The sequence below is a fragment of the Pseudomonas sp. LABIM340 genome (genome assembly GCF_040017195.2).
Taxonomy (GTDB): domain Bacteria; phylum Pseudomonadota; class Gammaproteobacteria; order Pseudomonadales; family Pseudomonadaceae; genus Pseudomonas.
Genome location: NZ_CM200227.1, coordinates 4,879,420 through 4,897,508 on the forward strand (window position 1 = coordinate 4,879,420; position 18,089 = coordinate 4,897,508).

Below are 18,089 nucleotides of genomic sequence, written 5' to 3' on the forward strand. Positions count from 1 at the left end.
GGATAGCGAATGGCCAGCGGCCCCGCAAAGGACCGCCAGAAAAATGGCTACTTTACCCGAATAACGTGATGAATTGCTCAGTTTCGCTCGAGGTTGCCGAGAATCCGACTGAGCGTTTTCTGACACAGCGCGATTTCTTCTTCCGAAATCCCCGCCAGCACTTCGTTGCGAACGGCGGCGGCGATGTTCTCGATATCGGTGATCAGGACGTCTGCCTTGGGGGTGAGAGCGATGCGCTTGGCGCGGCGATCTTCGGCCACTGCCTGGCGACGGACCAGCCCCTGGGCTTCGAGACCATCGAGGAGGCGGGCCAGGGTCGGGCCTTCGACACCAACCGACTGGGCCAGCTCGCGCTGGGTCGGGGCGGCGGCGTGGCGGGCCAGGTGCAGCAGCACCAGCCAGCGAGCCTGGGACAGGCCGAGGTGGCTGAGACGGCGGTCGAGTTCGGCCCGCCATGCACGCGAAGCCTGGGCCAGTTGGGTACCGAAATAGTGCTTATCGTTGTCTGACATTGTGCTGCATACGGTAGGAGGTTGGACGGCTAATTGATTTGACTAATTATTAGCCAGCTAATCAAGCCCGTACAATGACAGATTGTCGCAGGGTGTAAATCGCTATCTCACCATTTCGCGTACTGGTCTTCGACAAACCCCCACAGGTTGTCGATGCGCACCTCGGCCTGCCCCGCCGGTCGCAGCACGCCGCTGAAGCGCCCGAATATCTGCTTGAAGTTGCTGGCCAGCACGCCGAGATTGAGGCGTTCCTGGTGCAGCCCGTGGGCTTCGAAGCGCAGCTCGACCTGGCCATCGTAGGAACGGATGGTCCAGGGTTGCAGCGGATGGGCGCGGTCGAACTCGAAGCGCACCGTGTCGACCTTCACCAGTTGGCCGTCGAGCCAGTAGCAGTTCTCGGTGAAGCTGGTTTCGTTGACGCCGCACGACAAGTTCAGCCCGAGGCGCCGCCCCTGAGTCTCGCCGGACAGACAGGCCCAGTTCCAGAACGTCTCGCGACGCATGTAGCCGGCGGACCAGTCGTGGTGCGCATAAGCATCCAGCTCGCGCAGGTCGTAGTTGCCCAATGCGCTGCGCACCTCGCCGTGGCAGTGCACGCCGGCCACCTTGCGCGCATAGACCCAGCCGTTCACCGCCGTTGGCGTGCAGATGCTCATGGGCTGGAACGTCGGCTGCTCCTCGCTGAAGCGCGCGTCGATACGAGTGCCATCGTCCAGCTCGACCAGCAGACGCTTCTCGAAGGGCGAAGAGCTGTTCTCCAGGCGTAGCAGGTTGCGCCCCTGGCGCAGCTCACAGACGCCGTCGTTGGGCGCCTGCGAGAAGTTCGTCCCCATGCCCAGCGGGCACTTGAACTGGCGCTCGATCATCCGCCCGCTCTCAGGGTGGTAGAGGTAGACGAAACCGATAGTGAGCAGGCTGACATCCGCCAGCGCGCAACCGCCGATCAGCGTCGGGCTGATCAGGCCGAAGTACTGGAACTGGTGGAAGCTGCGCCACTTGCTCAATGCGCCGAGGCGGCGGCCCATCGGCGAACGGAAGTCGAAATCGCGGTAATTGACGGTCGCCGGGGTGCCGGGAAAGATGCCGTAGTGCGGTTGGCCGTTGGGCTGGATCAGCTGCTGCATGGGCGCGGGCTCGGTGACGGGGTGCAGCGCATGCTAGCACCGCGCCCGCGCGCGCCGCAGTCACGCACGGCGCCAGCTCGGGGGACGGAATGGGCCATCAGGCCACGACCTGGTTACGCCCGAACGCCTTGGCTTCGTAGAGCGCCCGGTCGGCATGTTCGTAGATGCTGCGCAGCGGGTGGCCGGTTTCCGGCCACAGGCAGGAGACGCCGATGGACAGCGTCACCTCGTCCGCCGTCAGCGAGCCTTCGTGGGCGATGCCCAGCGCCTGCACCGACTCGCGCACGACTTCGGCGCGCTCCCTCGCCTCACGCTCACTGGCGCCGTAGAGCAGCACGGCGAACTCCTCGCCACCCAGCCGCACAGCCATGTCCAGCGGGCGCCGTGCGCTGGCCGTAAGGACCTCACCGATACGCTGCAACACCCCGTCGCCGGCCTGGTGGCCATAGCGGTCGTTGTAGGCCTTGAAGTGGTCAACATCGCAGAGCAGCAGCGCCAGTCCCACGCTCTCGCGCTGGGCCTGGCGCCACAGGCGCTCCAGCTGGCGATTGAAGCTGCGGCGGTTGTGCAGGCCGGTCAGGGCGTCGTGCTCGGCCATCACCTTCAGCAGGCGGCTGATGAGGAAGTGCTGGCGGGACTTGTAGTCCAGCAGGTAGCAGCCCACCGCGCCGACCAGGTTGGCCAGCAGCAGGAACACCACGTTGCTGATCAGCTTGGGCAGCGGCAACCCCGCGTACAACTCGAAGCCCACGTAGGCCAGCAGGATCACCGAAGCACTGCCCACTGCCTCGGCGAAGCGCAGGCCGATCAGGAAGTAGGCCGCCATGCTGACCAGCAACAGGCCTTCGTAGGGATAGCTCTGGTCCACGGTGTGGGCGATGCCTGCCACGGCCGCCGCACCGATGCCGACGCTGAGGATGCAGGCCAGGCTCAGCGGCACCAGCAATTGGATATGCCGGCGCTGCAGGATCAGCCCGCCGCAGACGCTCAGCAGCACCAGCACGCCGATGCGCACGGCGAGCATGTCCCAGTGTTCTGCAGTCCGGATCAGGAGAAAATCGATGGCCGCCAGCGCCAGCCAGATCAGCACGCCGATGGTCAACGCGGTGCGCTTGAGATCGAAGCTGTCTTCCAGCAGGTAATGGCGGTACTGGGTCTCGAGGTCGGGTTCGAAACGCAGGCAGCGAAAGCCCCGGGAGAGCTGTTCGGCATAGGCATTGGAACGGACGTCGTCCAGCCAGCTTTGTTGTTGTGGCACGCTCACCTCTTCTCGTGGAGGTCTAAGTGCCACCATAGCCGTTCGGGACGTGCGTCACAAGTTTGTCGTTTTGCCCCGTCACGAAAATGACAGGACGGCGCGTTCACCAGCGATCGTCCCGTGAGTTCCGGTAACGGTCTTGGCCGTAGTAGGAGTCATTGCAGTAGCGGCGATCCGAATGCCCATGCCGCTTGCGGCAATCACGATCGTCGTCATCATCGTCCTTGGACATGATGACCAGCCCCGCCACCAGCGCGACTGCCGCAACGCCGATCAAGGCGTTCTTGCCGCCCTCGGTCAGCCCGCCGCCACTGGCGCATCCACTGAGTTGCCCAACGACCAGCAGCCCCGCCACTACCCGCACCCAGCTCGCCATCTGTCACTCCGACAGTGATCCGTACTGACAGGTTGGACTGGTGGAGAAAGGCGCCGTTGCTGGCACATTGATATTTCATCTGTAACGCCGTATTTCGACGCGATCAGACTTCCAGCTCGGCCTGCAGGGCGGCGCGCACGCAATGCAGGACGCCCAGCGGCACGCGGCCTTCGAACAGCTCGGCAATGGCGCTCACCGGCGGCAGTTCGCCGTCCTCGTCGAGGAAGGCATCCTGGACTTCGCCGAGCAGTTCCTCGGGCAGGTCCAGCGCCTGCTCCAGGCTCAGCTGCTGGCGGCCAATGGCCTCGGCCAGCAGGCTGTAGACGTTCTTCTCGCTGCAATCGAGCTGGCGGGCGATCTGCGCGGGGGTCATGCCGGCGCGGGCCAGGGTCACCAGTTCGTGGCGCAGGTCGGTGACCGGAGCCGGGGTGTCCGGCGCCTTCTCCGACTCGGTGAGTACATCGAGGAAGGCCTGGCCGTAGCGCTCCAGCTTGCGCGCGCCGACGCCGCTGACCTGGGCCATGGCGGACAGCGTGGTGGGCTGGCTGCGGAGCATTTCCAGCAGGGTGGCATCGGGGAAGATGACGTAAGGCGGCACCGAGTGCTCCTCCGCCAGCTTGCGCCGCAGGGTGCGCAGGGCTTCCCACATCTCGCGCTCTTCCTGGCGCACCAACTGACTGGCCGGGCTGGCGCCGCCGGAAGAGGAAGACTTGCTGCGCTGCGGCTTGGGATCACGGCGCAGGGCCAGCGTCTCCTCGCCGCGCAGCAGCGGACGGCAGGCCTCGGTCAGGCGCAGGCCGTTGAAGCCGTCGACGTCCACATCGGCGAAGCCACGGGCGACCAGTTGGCGGAACAGCGTGCGCCACTCGTCCTCGCCACGGGATTTACCGATACCGAACACCGCCAGGTGCTGGTGCCCGACGCTGCGCACCTTCTCGGTGTCCTTGCCCAGCAGCACGTCCACCAGATGGCCGACGCCGTAGCGCTGGCCACTGCGGTAGATGGCCGACAAGGCCTGGCGCGCGGGCTCGGTGGCGTCCCAGGTTTCCACGCCGTCGACGCAGATGTCGCAGTGGCCGCAGGGGTTGGGCATCACCTCGTCGAAGTAGGCCAGCAGCGCCTGGCGGCGGCAGCGGGTTTCCTCGCACAGCGCCAGCATGGCTTCGAGCTTGTGCCGCTCGACGCGCTTGTGGCGCTCATCACCCTCGGAGTTCTGCATCATCTGCCGCAGCAGCAACACGTCCTGCAGGCCGTAGGCCATCCAGGCGTCGGCGGGCAGGCTGTCGCGGCCGGCGCGGCCGGTTTCCTGGTAGTACGCCTCCAGGCTCTTGGGCAGGTCCAGGTGCGCGACGAAGCGCACGTTGGGCTTGTCGATACCCATGCCGAAGGCGACGGTGGCGACCATGATCAGCCCTTCCTCGTTGAGGAAGCGCTTCTGGTGATAGGCGCGCAGGTCGTTGGACAGCCCGGCGTGGTAAGGCAGCGCCGGGAAGCCCTGGTTGGAGAGGAACTCGGCGACCTCCTCGACCTTCTTGCGCGACATGCAGTAGACGATGCCCGCATCGCCGCGCCGCTCGCTCAGGAAGCCCAGCAGCTGCTTGCGCGGCTGCTCCTTGGGCACGATGCGATAGAAGATGTTCGGCCGGTCGAAGCTGGAGAGGAACTGCTCGGCGTCCTGCAGGTGCAGGCGCTGGATCATCTCCTCGCGGGTACGCATGTCCGCGGTGGCGGTCAGGGCGATGCGCGGCACATGCGGGAACAGCTCGGCGAGCTGGCCCAGCTGCAGGTATTCGGGACGGAAGTCGTGGCCCCATTGCGACACGCAGTGCGCTTCGTCGATGGCGAACAGGCCGATCTCCAGGCGCTGCAGGAAGGCCAGCATGCGCGGCTGCACCAGGCGTTCCGGGGCGAGGTAGAGCAGCTTGATCTCGCCGCGCTGCAGGCGGTCGGCGATATCGCGCTGGGCATCGGGGCTCAGCGACGAGTTCAGCGCCGCGACCGGCACGCCCAGCTCGTCCAGCGTGGCGACCTGGTCTTCCATCAGCGCAATCAGCGGCGAGACCACCACCGTCAGTCCCTCTCGCAGCAGCGCCGGGACCTGGAAGCACAGCGACTTGCCGCCGCCGGTGGGCATCAGCACCAGGGCATCGCCGCCGCCGGCCACGCGCTCGATGATCCGCGCCTGATTGCCGCGGAAGGCGTCGTAACCGAAAACGTCTTTGAGGATGCGCAGGGCCTGATCGAGCATGGGGGACTCCGAATGAAGCCGCGCATTATACGCAAGCGATCCCGCTGCGGCCGGCACCTTGTCCGGGAAACTGCGGAAAAATCCGTCACATGCGTCCGAGCTCTGCGTCGGAGCCCTGCGTCGGCGCGGGCTGCAAGGGCATTTGGCTTTTGCCGCCGGCCTGCGGAAAGACTACAATTCGGGACCGATCACCTCCGAGGTAGTACCCGATGTCCTTCGCCGACCAATTGTCCCGCCTGCAAGCCTTTCTCGATGCCGATGACCTGCACGAGGAAGCCTTGGACTACGTGGCGGCACACGGCTACCTGACCGCCCTGGCGATCTGCCCGGAGGAAGTGCCGGAGCGCGAGTGGATCGACGCCCTGTTCGCCGAGCCGCCGCACTACCGCAGCGAGGAAGAGCGCAGCGAGATCGAATCCACCCTGGTCCAGCTCAAGGCGCACATCATCCGCCAGATGGCCGGTGACGAGGAGCTGGAGCTGCCGTGCGAGCCCTACCTGGGCGATGAGCCGGACGACTCCGACATCCGCGGCTGGTGCATCGGCTTCATGGAAGGCGTGTTCCTGCGCGAGGCCATCTGGTTCGAACAGGCCGAGGAAGAAGTCAGCGAGCTGCTGCTGCCGATCATGGTCGGTTCCGGCCTGTTCGACGAACAGCCCGAGTTCGACGAGATCGCCAGCGACCGCGGGCTGGTGGATGACATGGTCGCGCAGATCCCCGAACTGCTGACCAACCTGTTCCTGCTGTGCCAGGCGCCGGAAGAGAAGCCGGCTCTGCTGAAGCCGCGCACTCACTAAACCTTCGATGTCTTCGCGGGAAATCCGCCAGAGCCGCCACGCCTGGGTTCGCTACTGCCTGCTCGGCGTCGGCTGGCTCAGCGTGGCACTGGGCGTGATCGGCATCTTCCTGCCGGTCCTGCCCACCACGCCCTTCCTCCTGCTCGCCGCCGCCTGCTTCATGCGCAGCTCCCAGCGCTTCTATGACTGGCTGGTGAACCACCCCAAGCTCGGCCCGTGGATTCGCGACTACCTCGACGGCGAAGGCATCCCGCTCAAGGGCAAGGTCTACGCCATCGGCCTGATGTGGTGCAGCATCCTGATCTCCGGCTTCGTGGTGCAGCGCCCCTGGGCCTGGGCGTTCATGCTGACCAGTGCGACGCTGGTGAGCATCTACCTGATCCGCACCAAGACCCGGCGCTTAGACTGATCGCGGAGTCAGCTGCGGCACCTGGCCGCCCTCTTCCTGCACTGGTGCCACCACCGGCCCCACCGCATCCACGGTAAAGCCAAAGGTGTTGATGCCACCCTCGCTGCGCACGAACACCGAACCCCCATGCATGCTCGCCACCGCCTTGACGATGGACAGCCCCAGCCCGTGGCTGCTCTGGCTGTTGGCGCGGGCCAGGTCGGCGCGGTAGAAACGCTCGAACAGCCGCGCACGCTGCTCGGCGGTGATCGGCTCGCCGGGGTTGCTGACTTCCACCAGCGCGGCGCCGCGCTCGCCGCCCAAGCGCACCTCGATACGACCGCCCGGCGCGGTGTGCTGGGCGGCGTTGTACAGCAGGTTGGTCACCGCGCGCTGGAACAGCGCCCGCTCGACGCAGGCACGGGCATCGCCACGAAGATTCACCTGCACGCCCTGCTCGTCGAAGATCACCTCGAGGAAGTCCACAGTCGTCGCCACTTCGGCCGCCAGCGAGGTTTCCACCCGCTCGGCCGCCAGCCCGCCCTGGTCGACGCGGGCGAGGAACAGCATGTCGTTGACGATGGCGCGCAGGCGTTCCAGCTCTTCCAGGTTGGACTGCAGCACCTCTTCGTAATCCTGCGCGCTGCGCTCGCGGGACAACGCCACCTGGCTCTGGCCGATCAGGTTGGCCAGCGGCGTGCGCAGTTCGTGGGCAACATCGGCGTTGAACGACTCCAGGCGCAGGTAGGCCTGCTCCAGCCGATCCAGTGCTTCGTTGAAGGCGCCGGCCAGCGCCGACAGTTCCGTCGGCAAGCCCTCCAGGCGCAGACGCTGGGACAATTGCTTCGGGCTGATCTGTCGCGCCTCGGCGGAGAGTTCGCGTACCGGCCGCAGGCCGACCCGGGCAATCCAGTGCCCGCACAGCGTCGCCAGGGCGATGCCCAGCGCGGACAGCACGAACAGGGTGATCAGCGTGGCGTGGCGGGCATGCTGGAAGGCCACGCTGTCGATCGCAGCGAGCAGCACCAGCGCCGGGCGCGAGCCGCTGGCCGGCAGCACGCCGACTCGGGCGCTGAGCGGAGAATCGTGGCCGGGCAGTTCCAGTTCGGCGTAGCCGTTGCCGCTGCCGAGCATCCGCCGTACCGCGTCGTTGGGCTGGCCGTAGCGGAAGCGCGAGTCGTCGCTGTCGATCCAGAAGCGGATCAGCTGGTACTCCTGGCTCAGGGTGTTGAGCTTGAGCTGCATGTGCGGCCAGCGCTCGGCCAGGTCGGGCTTGTCGAGCATGCGTGCGACCATGTTGAAGCGGGTGTCCAGCTCCGAGCGCTGCAGGCGCTCGATCTGCCCGTCCAGCACGCAATAGAGGGCCGAGCCGATCAGCAGGAAGATACCCAGCGCGGCGCCGGCGAACATGCCGGCCAGGCGCGTGGACAGCGACAGCCCCCTCACGCCTCACACTCCTGGGCGGTGCGGCTTTCCAGCACGTAGCCCATGCCGCGGATGGTGTGCAGCAGCTTGGTGTCGAAGGGCCCGTCGAGCTTGGCGCGCAGGCGCTTGATGGCGACCTCGACGACGTTGGTGTCGGTGTCGAAATTGATGTCCCAGACCAGCTCGGCGATGGCCGTCTTGGAAAGGATTTCGCCGCTGCGCTGGGCCAGCACGCAGAGCAGCGAATACTCCTTGGCGGTCAGTTCCAGGCGCGTGCCGCCGCGCTGCACGCGACGGCTGACCAGGTCGATGGCGAGGTCGGCGATGCGCATCTGCGTGGCGCTTTCCAGATGCGCGCCACGGCGGGTCAGGGCTTGCAGGCGCGCCACCAGTTCGAGGAAGGAGAACGGCTTGATCAGGTAATCGTCGGCGCCCTCGCGCAGGCCGCGCACGCGGTCTTCCACCCGCTCGCGGGCGGTGAGCATGATCACCGGCGTCTGCCGCTGCTCGCGCAGGGCGCGCAGCACGCCGTAGCCGTCGATGCCGGGGAGCATCACGTCGAGGACGATGACGTCGTATTCGCCATTGAGCGCCAGGTGCCGGCCGTCGATGCCGTTGCTGGCGACGTCCACGGTGAAGCCCTGCTCGCTCAGCCCGCGTTGCAGGTAGTCGGCGGTCTTGCTCTCGTCTTCGACAATCAGTACGCGCATGCCAGCCCTCCGTTCGTGACGCCCGCAGTCCGGCATGCTACCCAGCCGCTCCTCATACCGCACCTCCCAGCGCGGCCGGTGCCGGTTGCTGGCGATGGAACAGCCGGTCCAGCGCCAGGTACACCACCGGTGTGCTGAACAGGGTCAGCGCCTGGCTGAAGACCAGCCCGCCGACCACCGCCACGCCCAGCGGCTGGCGCAGTTCCGAGCCGGTGCCGAAGCCGATCATCAAAGGGATCGCCCCCAGCAGCGCGGCCAGGGTGGTCATCATGATCGGCCGGAAGCGCGCCAGGCACGCCTCGCGGATCGCGTCATAGGGCGACAGCCCGCGCTGGCGTTGCGCGGCCAGGGCGAAGTCGACCATCAGGATGCCGTTCTTCTTGACGATGCCGATCAGCAGCACCAGGCCGATCAGCGCCATCACCGAGAACTCCAGGCCCCAGCCCCAGAGCAGGAACACCGCGCCGATGCCGGCCGAAGGCAAGGTGGAGAGGATGGTCAGCGGGTGCACGAAGCTCTCGTAGAGCACGCCGAGGATCACGTAGACCGCGAACAGCGCCGCAAGGATCAGCAGCGGCTGGCTCGCCAGTGAACTCTGGAAGGCTGCTGCGGCGCCCTGGAATTCGCCGCTGATGCTCGACGGCATGCCGATCTCCGCCTGCGCCCGCTGCACCAGGCTGACCGCATCGCCCAGGGCCACGCCCGGCGACAGGTTGAAGGACAGCGTGACGGCCGGGAACATGCCGTTGTGGTTGATCTGCAGCGGCCCGGACTTGGCCGGTGTGACCCGCGCCAGGGCTGCCAGCGGCACCATCTCGCCGGTCAGCGGCGAACGCAGGTGGAACCAGGCCAGGCTTTCCGCGCGGCCGCGCTGGCGCGAATCCAGTTCGAGGATGACCTTGTACTGGTTCACCTCGGTCTGGAATTCGCCGACCTGGCGCTGGCCGAAGGCGTCATAGAGGGTCTGGCTGACGTCCTCAGCGGACAGCCCGAAGCGCGCCGCCGCCACCCGGTCGATCTGAAGCGAGGTGACGCTGGCGCCCATCTGCAGGTCGTTGGACACATCCTGCAGGCCACCCTCCTCTTTCAGCCGCTGGGTCAGGCGATCCGCCCACTGCGCCAACGCCGCGCTGTCGTTGCTGCGCAGGGCGTACTGGTACTGGGTGCGCACCGGCCCGGTGGCGAGGTTGATGTCCTGCGCCGAACGCAGGTAGAGGACGATGCCCGGCACCTTGGCCAGCTTGGGCCGGATGCGGTTGATGAACTCGTCCACCGAGACGTCGCGGTCGCCACGGTCCTTGAGCACGATCCAGAAACGCCCGTTGGCCAGGCTCTGGCTGCCGCCAGTGATGCCGATGGCGTGGTTGTAGCTCTGCACCGCCGGGTCGGCGGCGATTATGTCGGCGAGCTGCTTGTGCTTCTCGGCCATGTCCGCATAGGAAATGTCCTCGGCGGCCTGGGTGGTGCCGAAGACGAAGGCGGTGTCCTGGGACGGGAAGAAGCCCTTGGGAATGCCTACGTAGCCGCCCACCGCGATGGCCACGCAGACCACGAAGCCGACAAGCACCGTGCGCTGGTGATGCAGCGACCAGTCCAGCCCCCTGGCGTAACGCGCCAGCAGCCATCCGGCGATGCCTGCGTCATCATGTCCATGCTTCGGCGCGCCCATGAAACGCGAGGCGAGCATCGGCGCAATGGTCAGCGAAGCAACCACCGAAATCAGGATGGCCGCCGTGACGCTGACGGCAAACTCGCGGAACAGCCGCCCGACGATGCCGCCCATGAACAGCAGCGGGATGAACGCGGCGATCAGCGAGAAACTGATCGACACCACCGTGAAGCTGATCTCCGAAGCTCCGGCCAGCGCCGCCTGCACCCGGTCCTTGCCCTGCTCCAGGTGGCGGTGGATGTTCTCCACCACCACGATGGCGTCGTCGACGATGAAGCCCACGGCGATGATCAGCGCCACCAATGTCAGGTTGTTCAGGGTGAAGCCCAGCAGGTACATGGCGGCGAAGCTGGCGCTGAGCGACACCGCCAGCACCGTGGCGACGATCAGGGTGGCCGACAGCTGGCGCAGGAACAGCCCCATCACCAGCACCACCAGCCCCATGGTCAGCAGCAGGGTCAGCTCCACTTCATGCAGCGAGGCGCGGATGGTGCGGGTGCGGTCGTTGAGCACTTCCACTTCGACGCCCGCCGGCAGCATTTCACGCAGGCGCGGCAGTTCAGCCTGGATGGCATCGGAGGTCTCGACGATGTTCGCGCCGGGCTGGCGCAGGATCACCAGTGCTACGCCCGGGCGACCATCCGGCCAGGCCTGCACGTAGTCGTCTTCCGGCGCCTTCACCACCTTCGCCAGATCGCGCAAGAACACCGGCGCTCCCGCGCGGTAGGCAACCACCAGATCGCCGTATTCGCCGGGACTGAACAGCTGGTCATTGGCCGCCAGGGTGGACACGCGGCCGTCGCCGAACAGCGCGCCCTTGGCCTGGTTGATGCTCGCCGACTGCAACGACTGGCGCAGGTCGGCCAGGGTCAGGCGGTAGGCCGCGAGCTTCTCCGGCAGCGCCTGGATGCGGATCGCCGGGCGCTGCTGGCCGACCACGAAGATCTGCCCGACCCCGCTGATCTGGCTGAGCTGGCGTGACAGCAGCACTTCGGCGAGGTCGCTCAGCTCGATCAGCGGCATCAGCTCGGAGTTCACCCGGACGATCATGATCGGGCTGTCCGCCGGGTTGATCTTGCGCCAGGTCGGCAGGTTCGGCATGTCCGCCGGCAGGCGCCCGGCGGCGGCGTTGATCGCGGCGGTGACCTCCTGGGCGGCGACGTCGATGTTCTTTTCCAGGTCGAACTGCAGCGTCAAAGTGGTCGAGCCCAATGCGCTGGTGGAGAGCATCTGGGTGATGCCGGGGATGGCGCTGAACTGCACTTCCAGCGGGGTCGCCACCGAGGACGCCATGGTCTCCGGGCTGCCGCCGGGCAGCAGCGCCTGCACCTGGATGGTGGGGAAATCCACCTGCGGCAGCGGCGCCACGCCAAGACGGAAAAACGCCAGCAGGCCGAGAAACAGCGAGGCGATGGTCAGCAGGCAGGTGGCGATGGGGTGGCGCACGCACCAGCCGGACATGCCGGCGCGCACGCTCATGGCTCGCTCCGGCGGGCCAGGGTCTGCACGTCGCCCTGCACGTCCACGCGGGCGCCGGGGGTCAGCCGCGAGTGGCCGTCGAGCACCACTTCATCGTCCGCTGCGAGGCCTTCGACCAGGGTGCGGCCATCCACTTCCTGGACGATGCGCACCGGCACCTTCTGCGCCTTGCCGTCCTCGATGCGGAACACGAAGGCGCCGTCCAGGCCACGGCGCACGGCGCGGCTGTCGAGCACCAGGCCGTTGCGCAGCACGCCGGACTGCAGGTCGATGGCGACGAATTGCCCCGGCCAGAGCTGGCCGTCCTGGTTGTCGAAGACCGCGCGCACGCGGATGGTCCCGGTGCTGCTGGCGACCTGGTTGTCGATGCTGCGCAGGTGGCCCTCGCCGAGCAGCTGGCCGCCGTCGCGGCTGCGCGCGACCACCGGGGAATCGCCCTTCATCAGCGGTTGCAGCTGCGGCAGGCTTTCCTGCGGCAGGGCGAAGACCACCGAGATCGGCGACATCTGGGTGACGGTGAACAGGCCGCTGCTGTCATTGGTACGCAGCAGGTTGCCGACGTCGACGTTGCGGATGCCGACGCGGCCGGCGACCGGCGAGGTGATGCGGGTGTAGGACAGGCGCACGCGCTCGGCGTCGATGGTGGCCTGGTTGCCGCGCAGGGTGGCGCGCAGGCGCGCTGCCTCGGCTTCGGTCTGTTCCAGGGTCTGGCGGGAAATCGAGCCGCGCTGGCTCAGTGTCTGGTAGCGCGCCAGGTCCTGCTCGACGATGCGCAGCTGCGCCTGGTTACTCTGTTTGGTCGCCTCGGCCTGCTCCAGCGCGGCATTGATGGCGCGGTCGTCGATGGTCGCCAGCAGTTCGCCTTCCCTGACCATCTGCCCCTCTTCCACCAGCAACGCGGTGAGCTGGCCTTCGACCTGCGGGCGCACCAGCACGCTGTGCAGCGAGGTGACGGTACCGACGCCATCGAGGTTCTGCGTCAGGTCCTCGCGGGCCACGCGCGCCAGGGTCACCGGCACGCCGGCTGGCTGGGCCGCCGCCTGCGGAGCCTCGTGTCGGCCGGCAAAGCCCCAGATGCCCGCTCCGAGCGCCGTCACCCCCAGCAACCCTGCTGCCAGCCAAACCCGCCGTTGCCCCTGCATCCCGCTCTCCTGCGTCTGGTTCGGCCACAGCGGCCGCATCCTGGGGTTATAAACCAGAGCCCGGGACCGCACGCTGACCCTTAAATGACAATCCTGTCAGATTCGCCGGCAAGGCCCGTACGACGGGGCTTTTCGCCCCATGGCGATACGCCAGCGCAAGTTTTCGAAGAGCGCCTAGACTCCACACATCCCACATGGAGCGCTGGCGATGCAGCCACCCCGAGGAGCCCTTTGGCTGTTCGCCAACCCGCTGCGTCTGCGGGCCGGCGTGCTGCTGCTCGCGCTCCTCGCGCTGACCGCCGGCGCCGCCTGGAACTTCGACACCATCCTGAAGAACGCCGAGCAGCAATACGGCGACCTGGGCACCGGCAAGGGCCGGATCCAGTCCTGGGGCCGGCTGATCCAGGACAGCGAGAACCTCGACGAGCCCGCCAAGCTCAAGGCGGTCAACGCCTTCTTCAACGGCGCCCTGGTGTTCACCGACGACCGCACCGTCTGGCACCAGGAGGACTACTGGGCGACGCCGGTGGAATCCCTCTACAAGGGCGCCGGCGACTGCGAGGACTACTCCATCGCCAAGTTCGTCACCCTGCGCCGCCTCGGGGTCGCCAGCGACAAGCTGCGCATCACCTACGTCAAGGCGCTGCAGCAGAACCAGGCGCACATGGTGCTCACCTACTACGCCTCCCCCACTGCCGAACCGCTGGTGCTGGACAACCTGATCCCGCAGATCAAGCCCGCCTCCCAGCGCAAGGACCTCCTGCCCGTCTACGCCTTCAACGCCGAGGGGCTGTGGTTGCCCGGCCCCGGCGGCGGCAAGCGCACCGGCGACAGCAAGAAGCTCTCGCGCTGGCAGGACCTGTTGACCAAGATGCGCGCCGAGGGCCTGGACCTCGACGAGACGCGATAGGAGAACCCCGGCATGTCATTGCTCAAGCAACTGTTCCTGGCGATCTGCCTGTTCCTCGTGGTGGCCTTCGCCGGCAGCTTCGCCGCCAGCCTGGAAAGCTCTCGCGAGCAGATGATCAGCCAGTTGCGCTCCCACGCCCAGGACGCTGCCACCGCGCTGGGGCTGTCGCTCACCCCACATGTGGACGACCCGGCGATGATCGAGCTGATGGTCAGCTCGATCTTCGACTCCGGCTACTTCGCCACCATCCGCGTGGTGAGCATTCCCGAGGGCAAGGTGATAGTCGAGCGCGACAGCGACACGCAGAACCAGCAGGTGCCGGGCTGGTTCGCCAAGCTGGTCAACCTCAAGGCCCAGGGCGGCGATGCGCTGATCATGCGCGGCTGGGAACAGGCCGCGCGGGTCGAGGTGGTCAGCCATCCGCAGTTCGCCCTGGCCAAGCTGTGGGACGGCGCGCTGGGCAGCCTCGCCTGGCTGCTGGCCTGCGGGCTGGTCAGCGCCATCCTCGGCGGCTGGCTGCTGCGCACCCAGCTCAAGCCGCTGGACCAGATGGTGCAGCAGGCCCACGCCATCACCCGCCGCGAATTCCTCACCCTGCCCAAGGAGCCACGCACTCCCGAACTCAAGCGCGTAGTGCAGGCGATGAACCAGATGGTCGACAAGCTCAAGGCGCTGTTCGCCGAGGAAGCCACCCGCAGCGAGAAACTGCGCGAAGAGGCCTACCAGGACAGCCTCTCTGGCCTGGCCAACCGCCGCCTGTTCGACGCGCGGCTGGATGCGCAATTGTCCCCCAGCGAACAGAACGCCGCCGGCTATCTGCTGCTGCTGCGCCTGAACGACCTGGCCGGGCTCAACCAGCGCCTGGGCGGGCAGCGCACCGACGCACTGATCCGCGACGTCGCCGAGTTGCTGGAGCGTGAGCGCGAGACCCACGGCACCCCGGACTGGCTCGCCGCGCGCAGCCGTGGCGGCGAATTCACCCTGCTCGCCCCCGGCGTCGACAGCGCCAGCGCCGAACTGCTGGCCGACCAGCTCAGCGCCGCCCTGGAGAACCTGCGCGGCACCGGCGCCAGCGACTGCAAGCCGGTGGCGCACCTTGGCCTGGCTGCCTTCCGCCCCGGCGAATCCGCGGCCAGCGTGCTGTCCCGCGCAGACCAGGCGCTGGCGCAATCGCAGTCCTCGCCGGACCGCCCCTGGCAGCGCCTGGACAGCTCCGGCGGCCAGCCCGCGCAGGACTCCCGTGCCTGGCGCGAGTGGCTCGACGACGCCCTGCAAAAAGGCAAGCTGCAACTGTGGTTCCAGCCCGTGCGCGCCTGCGCCGAGAAGGGCGAACTGCTGCACCAGAAAGTCCTCGCGCGGCTGCTCGATCCCAAGGGCGAGGCCGTCGCCGCCGGGCAGTTCCTGCCATGGATCGAACGCTTCGGCTGGTCCGCGCGCTTCGACCTGGCCATGCTCGAACACGCCCTCGCCCACCTCGCCCAGCAACCGGCGCCGCTGGCCCTGTCGCTGTCAGCGGAAACCGTGCGCAGTGCCGAGCCCCTGCGCCAGCTGTTCGAAATCCTCCGCGCCCACCCGCAGGAAGCGCAGCTGATGATCCTGGAAGTGGACGAACGCTACCTGCCGCCGCCGGCCGAGTTGGAGAAACTCGCCCAGTCGGTGCAGGACGTCGGCGCCAAGCTGGGCCTGCAGCACTTCGGCGGGCGCTTCAGCCTGATCGGCAACCTCACCCGCCTGGGCCTTGCGTACCTGAAGATCGACGGCAGCTACATCCGCGCCATCGACCAGGACAACGACAAGCGCCTGTTCATCGAAGCCATGTACCGCGCCTCCAACAGCATCGACCTGCCGCTGATCGCGGAGATGGTCGAGACCGAGGGCGAGCTGCAGGTGCTACGGGAGATGGGCATCGCCGGGGCGATGGGGCGGCTGGTCGGGGCGCCTAAGCCTTCGCAGAAGAGCGGCGGATAGACCGCCGGCCCTGCCGACGGATCGCGGGCATGGCCCGCTCCTACAAAGGGCGGCCCCTCGCTATTGCAGGCTTCCAGTGAAACAACCGCGCGCTCCGAATGGCCCCGTTCAGGAGGCCTCGTTGAAGCGGAGTTTCTGGGGTTGAGCGACATGGATGTCGCGAGAGCCGCGATGGGCCAGGGATGACCCTTCGCGGCGTGCCCCTGAAACTTCGCTTCAACGAGAGAATTTTTCGCCTAAGCGAAAAACCGGATGTCCGGGGCAAGACTTTTTGGTTCCTTTTGTGAGGGCGGCTATCCGACGTTTGACAAAAGGAACTCGCCCGAGGGGGCGAAACCCAATCTCTCAGCGCACCTATCCGCGGCGCAGTACCACCCAAGCCGAAGCAGCACACCCAAGACACTGGAGCCAAGGCAGGCGCCGGCCTTGCCGGCGGATCGCGAGCATGGCTCGCTCCTACAAAAAACGGCCCGAAACATCAGTCCTTCTTGCCCTTCTTCGCACTGGCGTAAGCCGCCTCCAGCGCGTCGTTGATGGTCTTCAGAACCTTCACCCGCGCATAGCGCTTGTCATTGGCCTCCACCAGCGTCCAGGGTGCAATCTCAGTGCTGGTGCGGTCGACCATGTCGCCCACCGCGTCCACGTAGAGGTCCCATTTGTCGCGGTTGCGCCAGTCTTCCTCGGTGATCTTGAAGCGCTTGAAGGGGATCGACTCGCGCTCCTTGAAGCGCTCCAGCTGGGTCTCCTGGTCGATGGACAGCCAGAACTTCACCAGCACGATGTTGTAGTTCGCCAGCTGCTCCTCGAAGTCGTTGATCTCCGCATAGGCACGCAGCCAGTCGGCGTCGCTGGCGAAGCCCTCGACCCGCTCCACCAGCACGCGGCCGTACCAGGAACGGTCGAAGATGGTGAACTGCCGGCGTGCCGGAATATGCCGCCAGAAGCGCCACAGGTAAGGCTGCGCACGCTCCTCCTCGGTGGGCGCGGCGATCGGCACGATGCGGTACTGGCGCGGGTCCAGCGCATCGGTCACGCGACGGATCGCGCCGCCCTTGCCGGCGGCGTCGTTGCCTTCGAACACCGCGATCAGCGAGTGGCTGCGGAAACGCTTGTCGCGCATCAACGTGGCCAGGCGCGCCTGTTCCTTGGCCAATTGCTCCTTGTACTGGTCCTTGTCCAGCGAAAGGCTCAGATCAAGTGCATCCAGCAGCCCCTTGTTGTCCAGGCTGGAAACCAGCGGCGCGGCATGGGGCTGCGGGGTCGGGCGGTCCTTGCGCTTGAGCGCGGCCTGCAGGCTTTCGAGGATGGTGCGGCCGACCGTCAGGCTGCGGTAGCGCTCATCGGACCCCTCCACCACGTACCAGGGCGCATAGTCGCGGCTGGTACGGCGCAGTACGCGCTCGCCGTAGCGCACGAACTTGTCGTAGACCTCGCTCTGCTTCCAGTCGATCTCGCTCAGTTGCCAGCTGCGGGTCGGGTCGTTCTCCAGCGCCTTGAGGCGTTCCTTGAGCTGTTTCTTGGAGAGGTGGAACCAGAACTTGAAGATCAGCGCGCCTTCGTCGGAATACATCCGCTCGAAGCGCTCGGCATCGCTGATCAGGCCATCGAGCTGGCTGTCCTTGATCTCGCCGGTGACCCGCGCATAAAGCATCTGGCTGTACCAGTTGCCGAAGAAGATGCCGGTCGTGCCCTTGGGCGGCAGGCGGCGCCAGAAGCGCCACTGCGGCGGCCGCGAGAGCTCCTCGTCGGTGGGCAGGAGGAAGCTTTCCACCCGGATCAGGCGCGGGTCCATCCATTCATTGAGCAGCTTCACCGTCTCGCCCTTGCCGGCGCCCTCGATGCCGTTGATCAGGATGATCACCGGGAAGCGCGCCTGCTGCTTGAGCTCGTACTGCGCCTCGAGCAGGGCCTCGCGCAGCACCGCGACTTCCTTCTCGTAGGTTTCCTTGTCGATGGAATGACCGATCTCGGCGGATTCGAACATGCAGCTCTCCTTGTCTCGAAGTGAGTAGAAGGTAGCGGAAGTGACGCAGGCTGTCTGCGCAGCGGATCGGCTAAACTGCCGGCTTCGTTTCACAACCCT

At 66.7% G+C, this 18,089-nt stretch carries 14 protein-coding genes; 4 read left to right on the forward strand and 10 right to left on the reverse strand.

Features of this window, described 5'->3' with window-relative positions; translation table 11 throughout:
• Nucleotides 1–77 precede the first annotated feature (77 nt).
• From slyA to recQ, 5 genes are all read right to left on the reverse strand, one after another.
• The gene (gene slyA, locus ABKS89_RS22325; protein ID WP_081520269.1) at nt 78–512 is read right to left on the reverse strand and encodes a transcriptional regulator SlyA; all 435 of its coding nucleotides are present in this window, start codon (nt 510–512) and stop codon (nt 78–80) included.
• Nucleotides 513–619: 107 nt separating this feature from the next.
• Nucleotides 620–1,636, reverse strand: coding sequence for a DUF2804 domain-containing protein (locus tag ABKS89_RS22330; RefSeq protein ID WP_138215203.1), 1,017 nt, complete (start codon nt 1,634–1,636; stop codon nt 620–622).
• 97 nt (nt 1,637–1,733) lie between these two features.
• The gene (locus ABKS89_RS22335; protein WP_348587112.1) at nt 1,734–2,930 is read right to left on the reverse strand and encodes a GGDEF domain-containing protein; all 1,197 of its coding nucleotides are present in this window, start codon (nt 2,928–2,930) and stop codon (nt 1,734–1,736) included.
• Between the two features lie 67 nt (nt 2,931–2,997).
• Nucleotides 2,998–3,270 (reverse strand): hypothetical protein, encoded by a 273-nt coding sequence (locus ABKS89_RS22340; protein WP_348587114.1) that lies wholly within the window; start codon nt 3,268–3,270, stop codon nt 2,998–3,000.
• Nucleotides 3,271–3,373: 103 nt separating this feature from the next.
• Nucleotides 3,374–5,518 (reverse strand): DNA helicase RecQ, encoded by a 2,145-nt coding sequence (recQ, locus tag ABKS89_RS22345; protein WP_348587116.1) that lies wholly within the window; start codon nt 5,516–5,518, stop codon nt 3,374–3,376.
• A 209-nt stretch (nt 5,519–5,727) separates the two neighbouring features.
• Between recQ and ABKS89_RS22350 the strand changes: the two genes are divergently transcribed.
• A complete protein-coding gene (locus ABKS89_RS22350; RefSeq protein ID WP_045212487.1) occupies nt 5,728–6,315 on the forward strand; it encodes a UPF0149 family protein in 588 nt (195 codons plus the stop codon).
• A 7-nt stretch (nt 6,316–6,322) separates the two neighbouring features.
• Complete coding sequence (locus ABKS89_RS22355; RefSeq protein WP_138215207.1) at nt 6,323–6,724, forward strand: YbaN family protein; 402 nt, start codon at nt 6,323–6,325, stop codon at nt 6,722–6,724.
• Here the strand turns inward: ABKS89_RS22355 and ABKS89_RS22360 are convergent.
• From ABKS89_RS22360 to ABKS89_RS22375, 4 genes are read right to left on the reverse strand one after another with little or no spacing between them, the layout of a single operon-like run.
• Nucleotides 6,716–8,113, reverse strand: a complete 1,398-nt coding sequence (locus tag ABKS89_RS22360; RefSeq protein ID WP_518301056.1) for a heavy metal sensor histidine kinase — start codon at nt 8,111–8,113, stop codon at nt 6,716–6,718. The genes ABKS89_RS22355 and ABKS89_RS22360 overlap by 9 nt on opposite strands.
• Before the next feature lie 32 nt (nt 8,114–8,145).
• Nucleotides 8,146–8,838, reverse strand: a complete 693-nt coding sequence (locus tag ABKS89_RS22365; protein WP_138215209.1) for a heavy metal response regulator transcription factor — start codon at nt 8,836–8,838, stop codon at nt 8,146–8,148.
• A gap of 52 nt (nt 8,839–8,890) precedes the next feature.
• On the reverse strand, nt 8,891–11,986 hold the full coding sequence (locus ABKS89_RS22370; RefSeq protein WP_348587120.1) for a multidrug efflux RND transporter permease subunit: 3,096 nt from the start codon (nt 11,984–11,986) through the stop codon (nt 8,891–8,893).
• Nucleotides 11,983–13,128: an efflux RND transporter periplasmic adaptor subunit gene (locus ABKS89_RS22375; RefSeq protein WP_348587122.1), complete on the reverse strand. Its 1,146-nt coding sequence runs from the start codon at nt 13,126–13,128 to the stop codon at nt 11,983–11,985. The genes ABKS89_RS22370 and ABKS89_RS22375 overlap by 4 nt, the downstream gene beginning before the upstream one ends.
• Nucleotides 13,129–13,336: 208 nt before the next feature.
• Here ABKS89_RS22375 and lapG point away from each other — a divergent pair, with 208 nt between their 5' ends.
• Nucleotides 13,337–14,038: a cysteine protease LapG gene (lapG, locus tag ABKS89_RS22380; RefSeq protein WP_348587123.1), complete on the forward strand. Its 702-nt coding sequence runs from the start codon at nt 13,337–13,339 to the stop codon at nt 14,036–14,038.
• Nucleotides 14,039–14,050: 12 nt separating this feature from the next.
• Nucleotides 14,051–16,006 (forward strand): cyclic di-GMP receptor LapD, encoded by a 1,956-nt coding sequence (gene lapD / locus ABKS89_RS22385; RefSeq protein ID WP_348587125.1) that lies wholly within the window; start codon nt 14,051–14,053, stop codon nt 16,004–16,006.
• Between the two features lie 478 nt (nt 16,007–16,484).
• Here the strand turns inward: lapD and pap are convergent, their stop codons facing one another.
• The gene (gene pap / locus ABKS89_RS22390) at nt 16,485–17,990 is read right to left on the reverse strand and encodes a polyphosphate:AMP phosphotransferase (protein ID WP_138215213.1); all 1,506 of its coding nucleotides are present in this window, start codon (nt 17,988–17,990) and stop codon (nt 16,485–16,487) included.
• Nucleotides 17,991–18,089 lie beyond the last annotated feature (99 nt).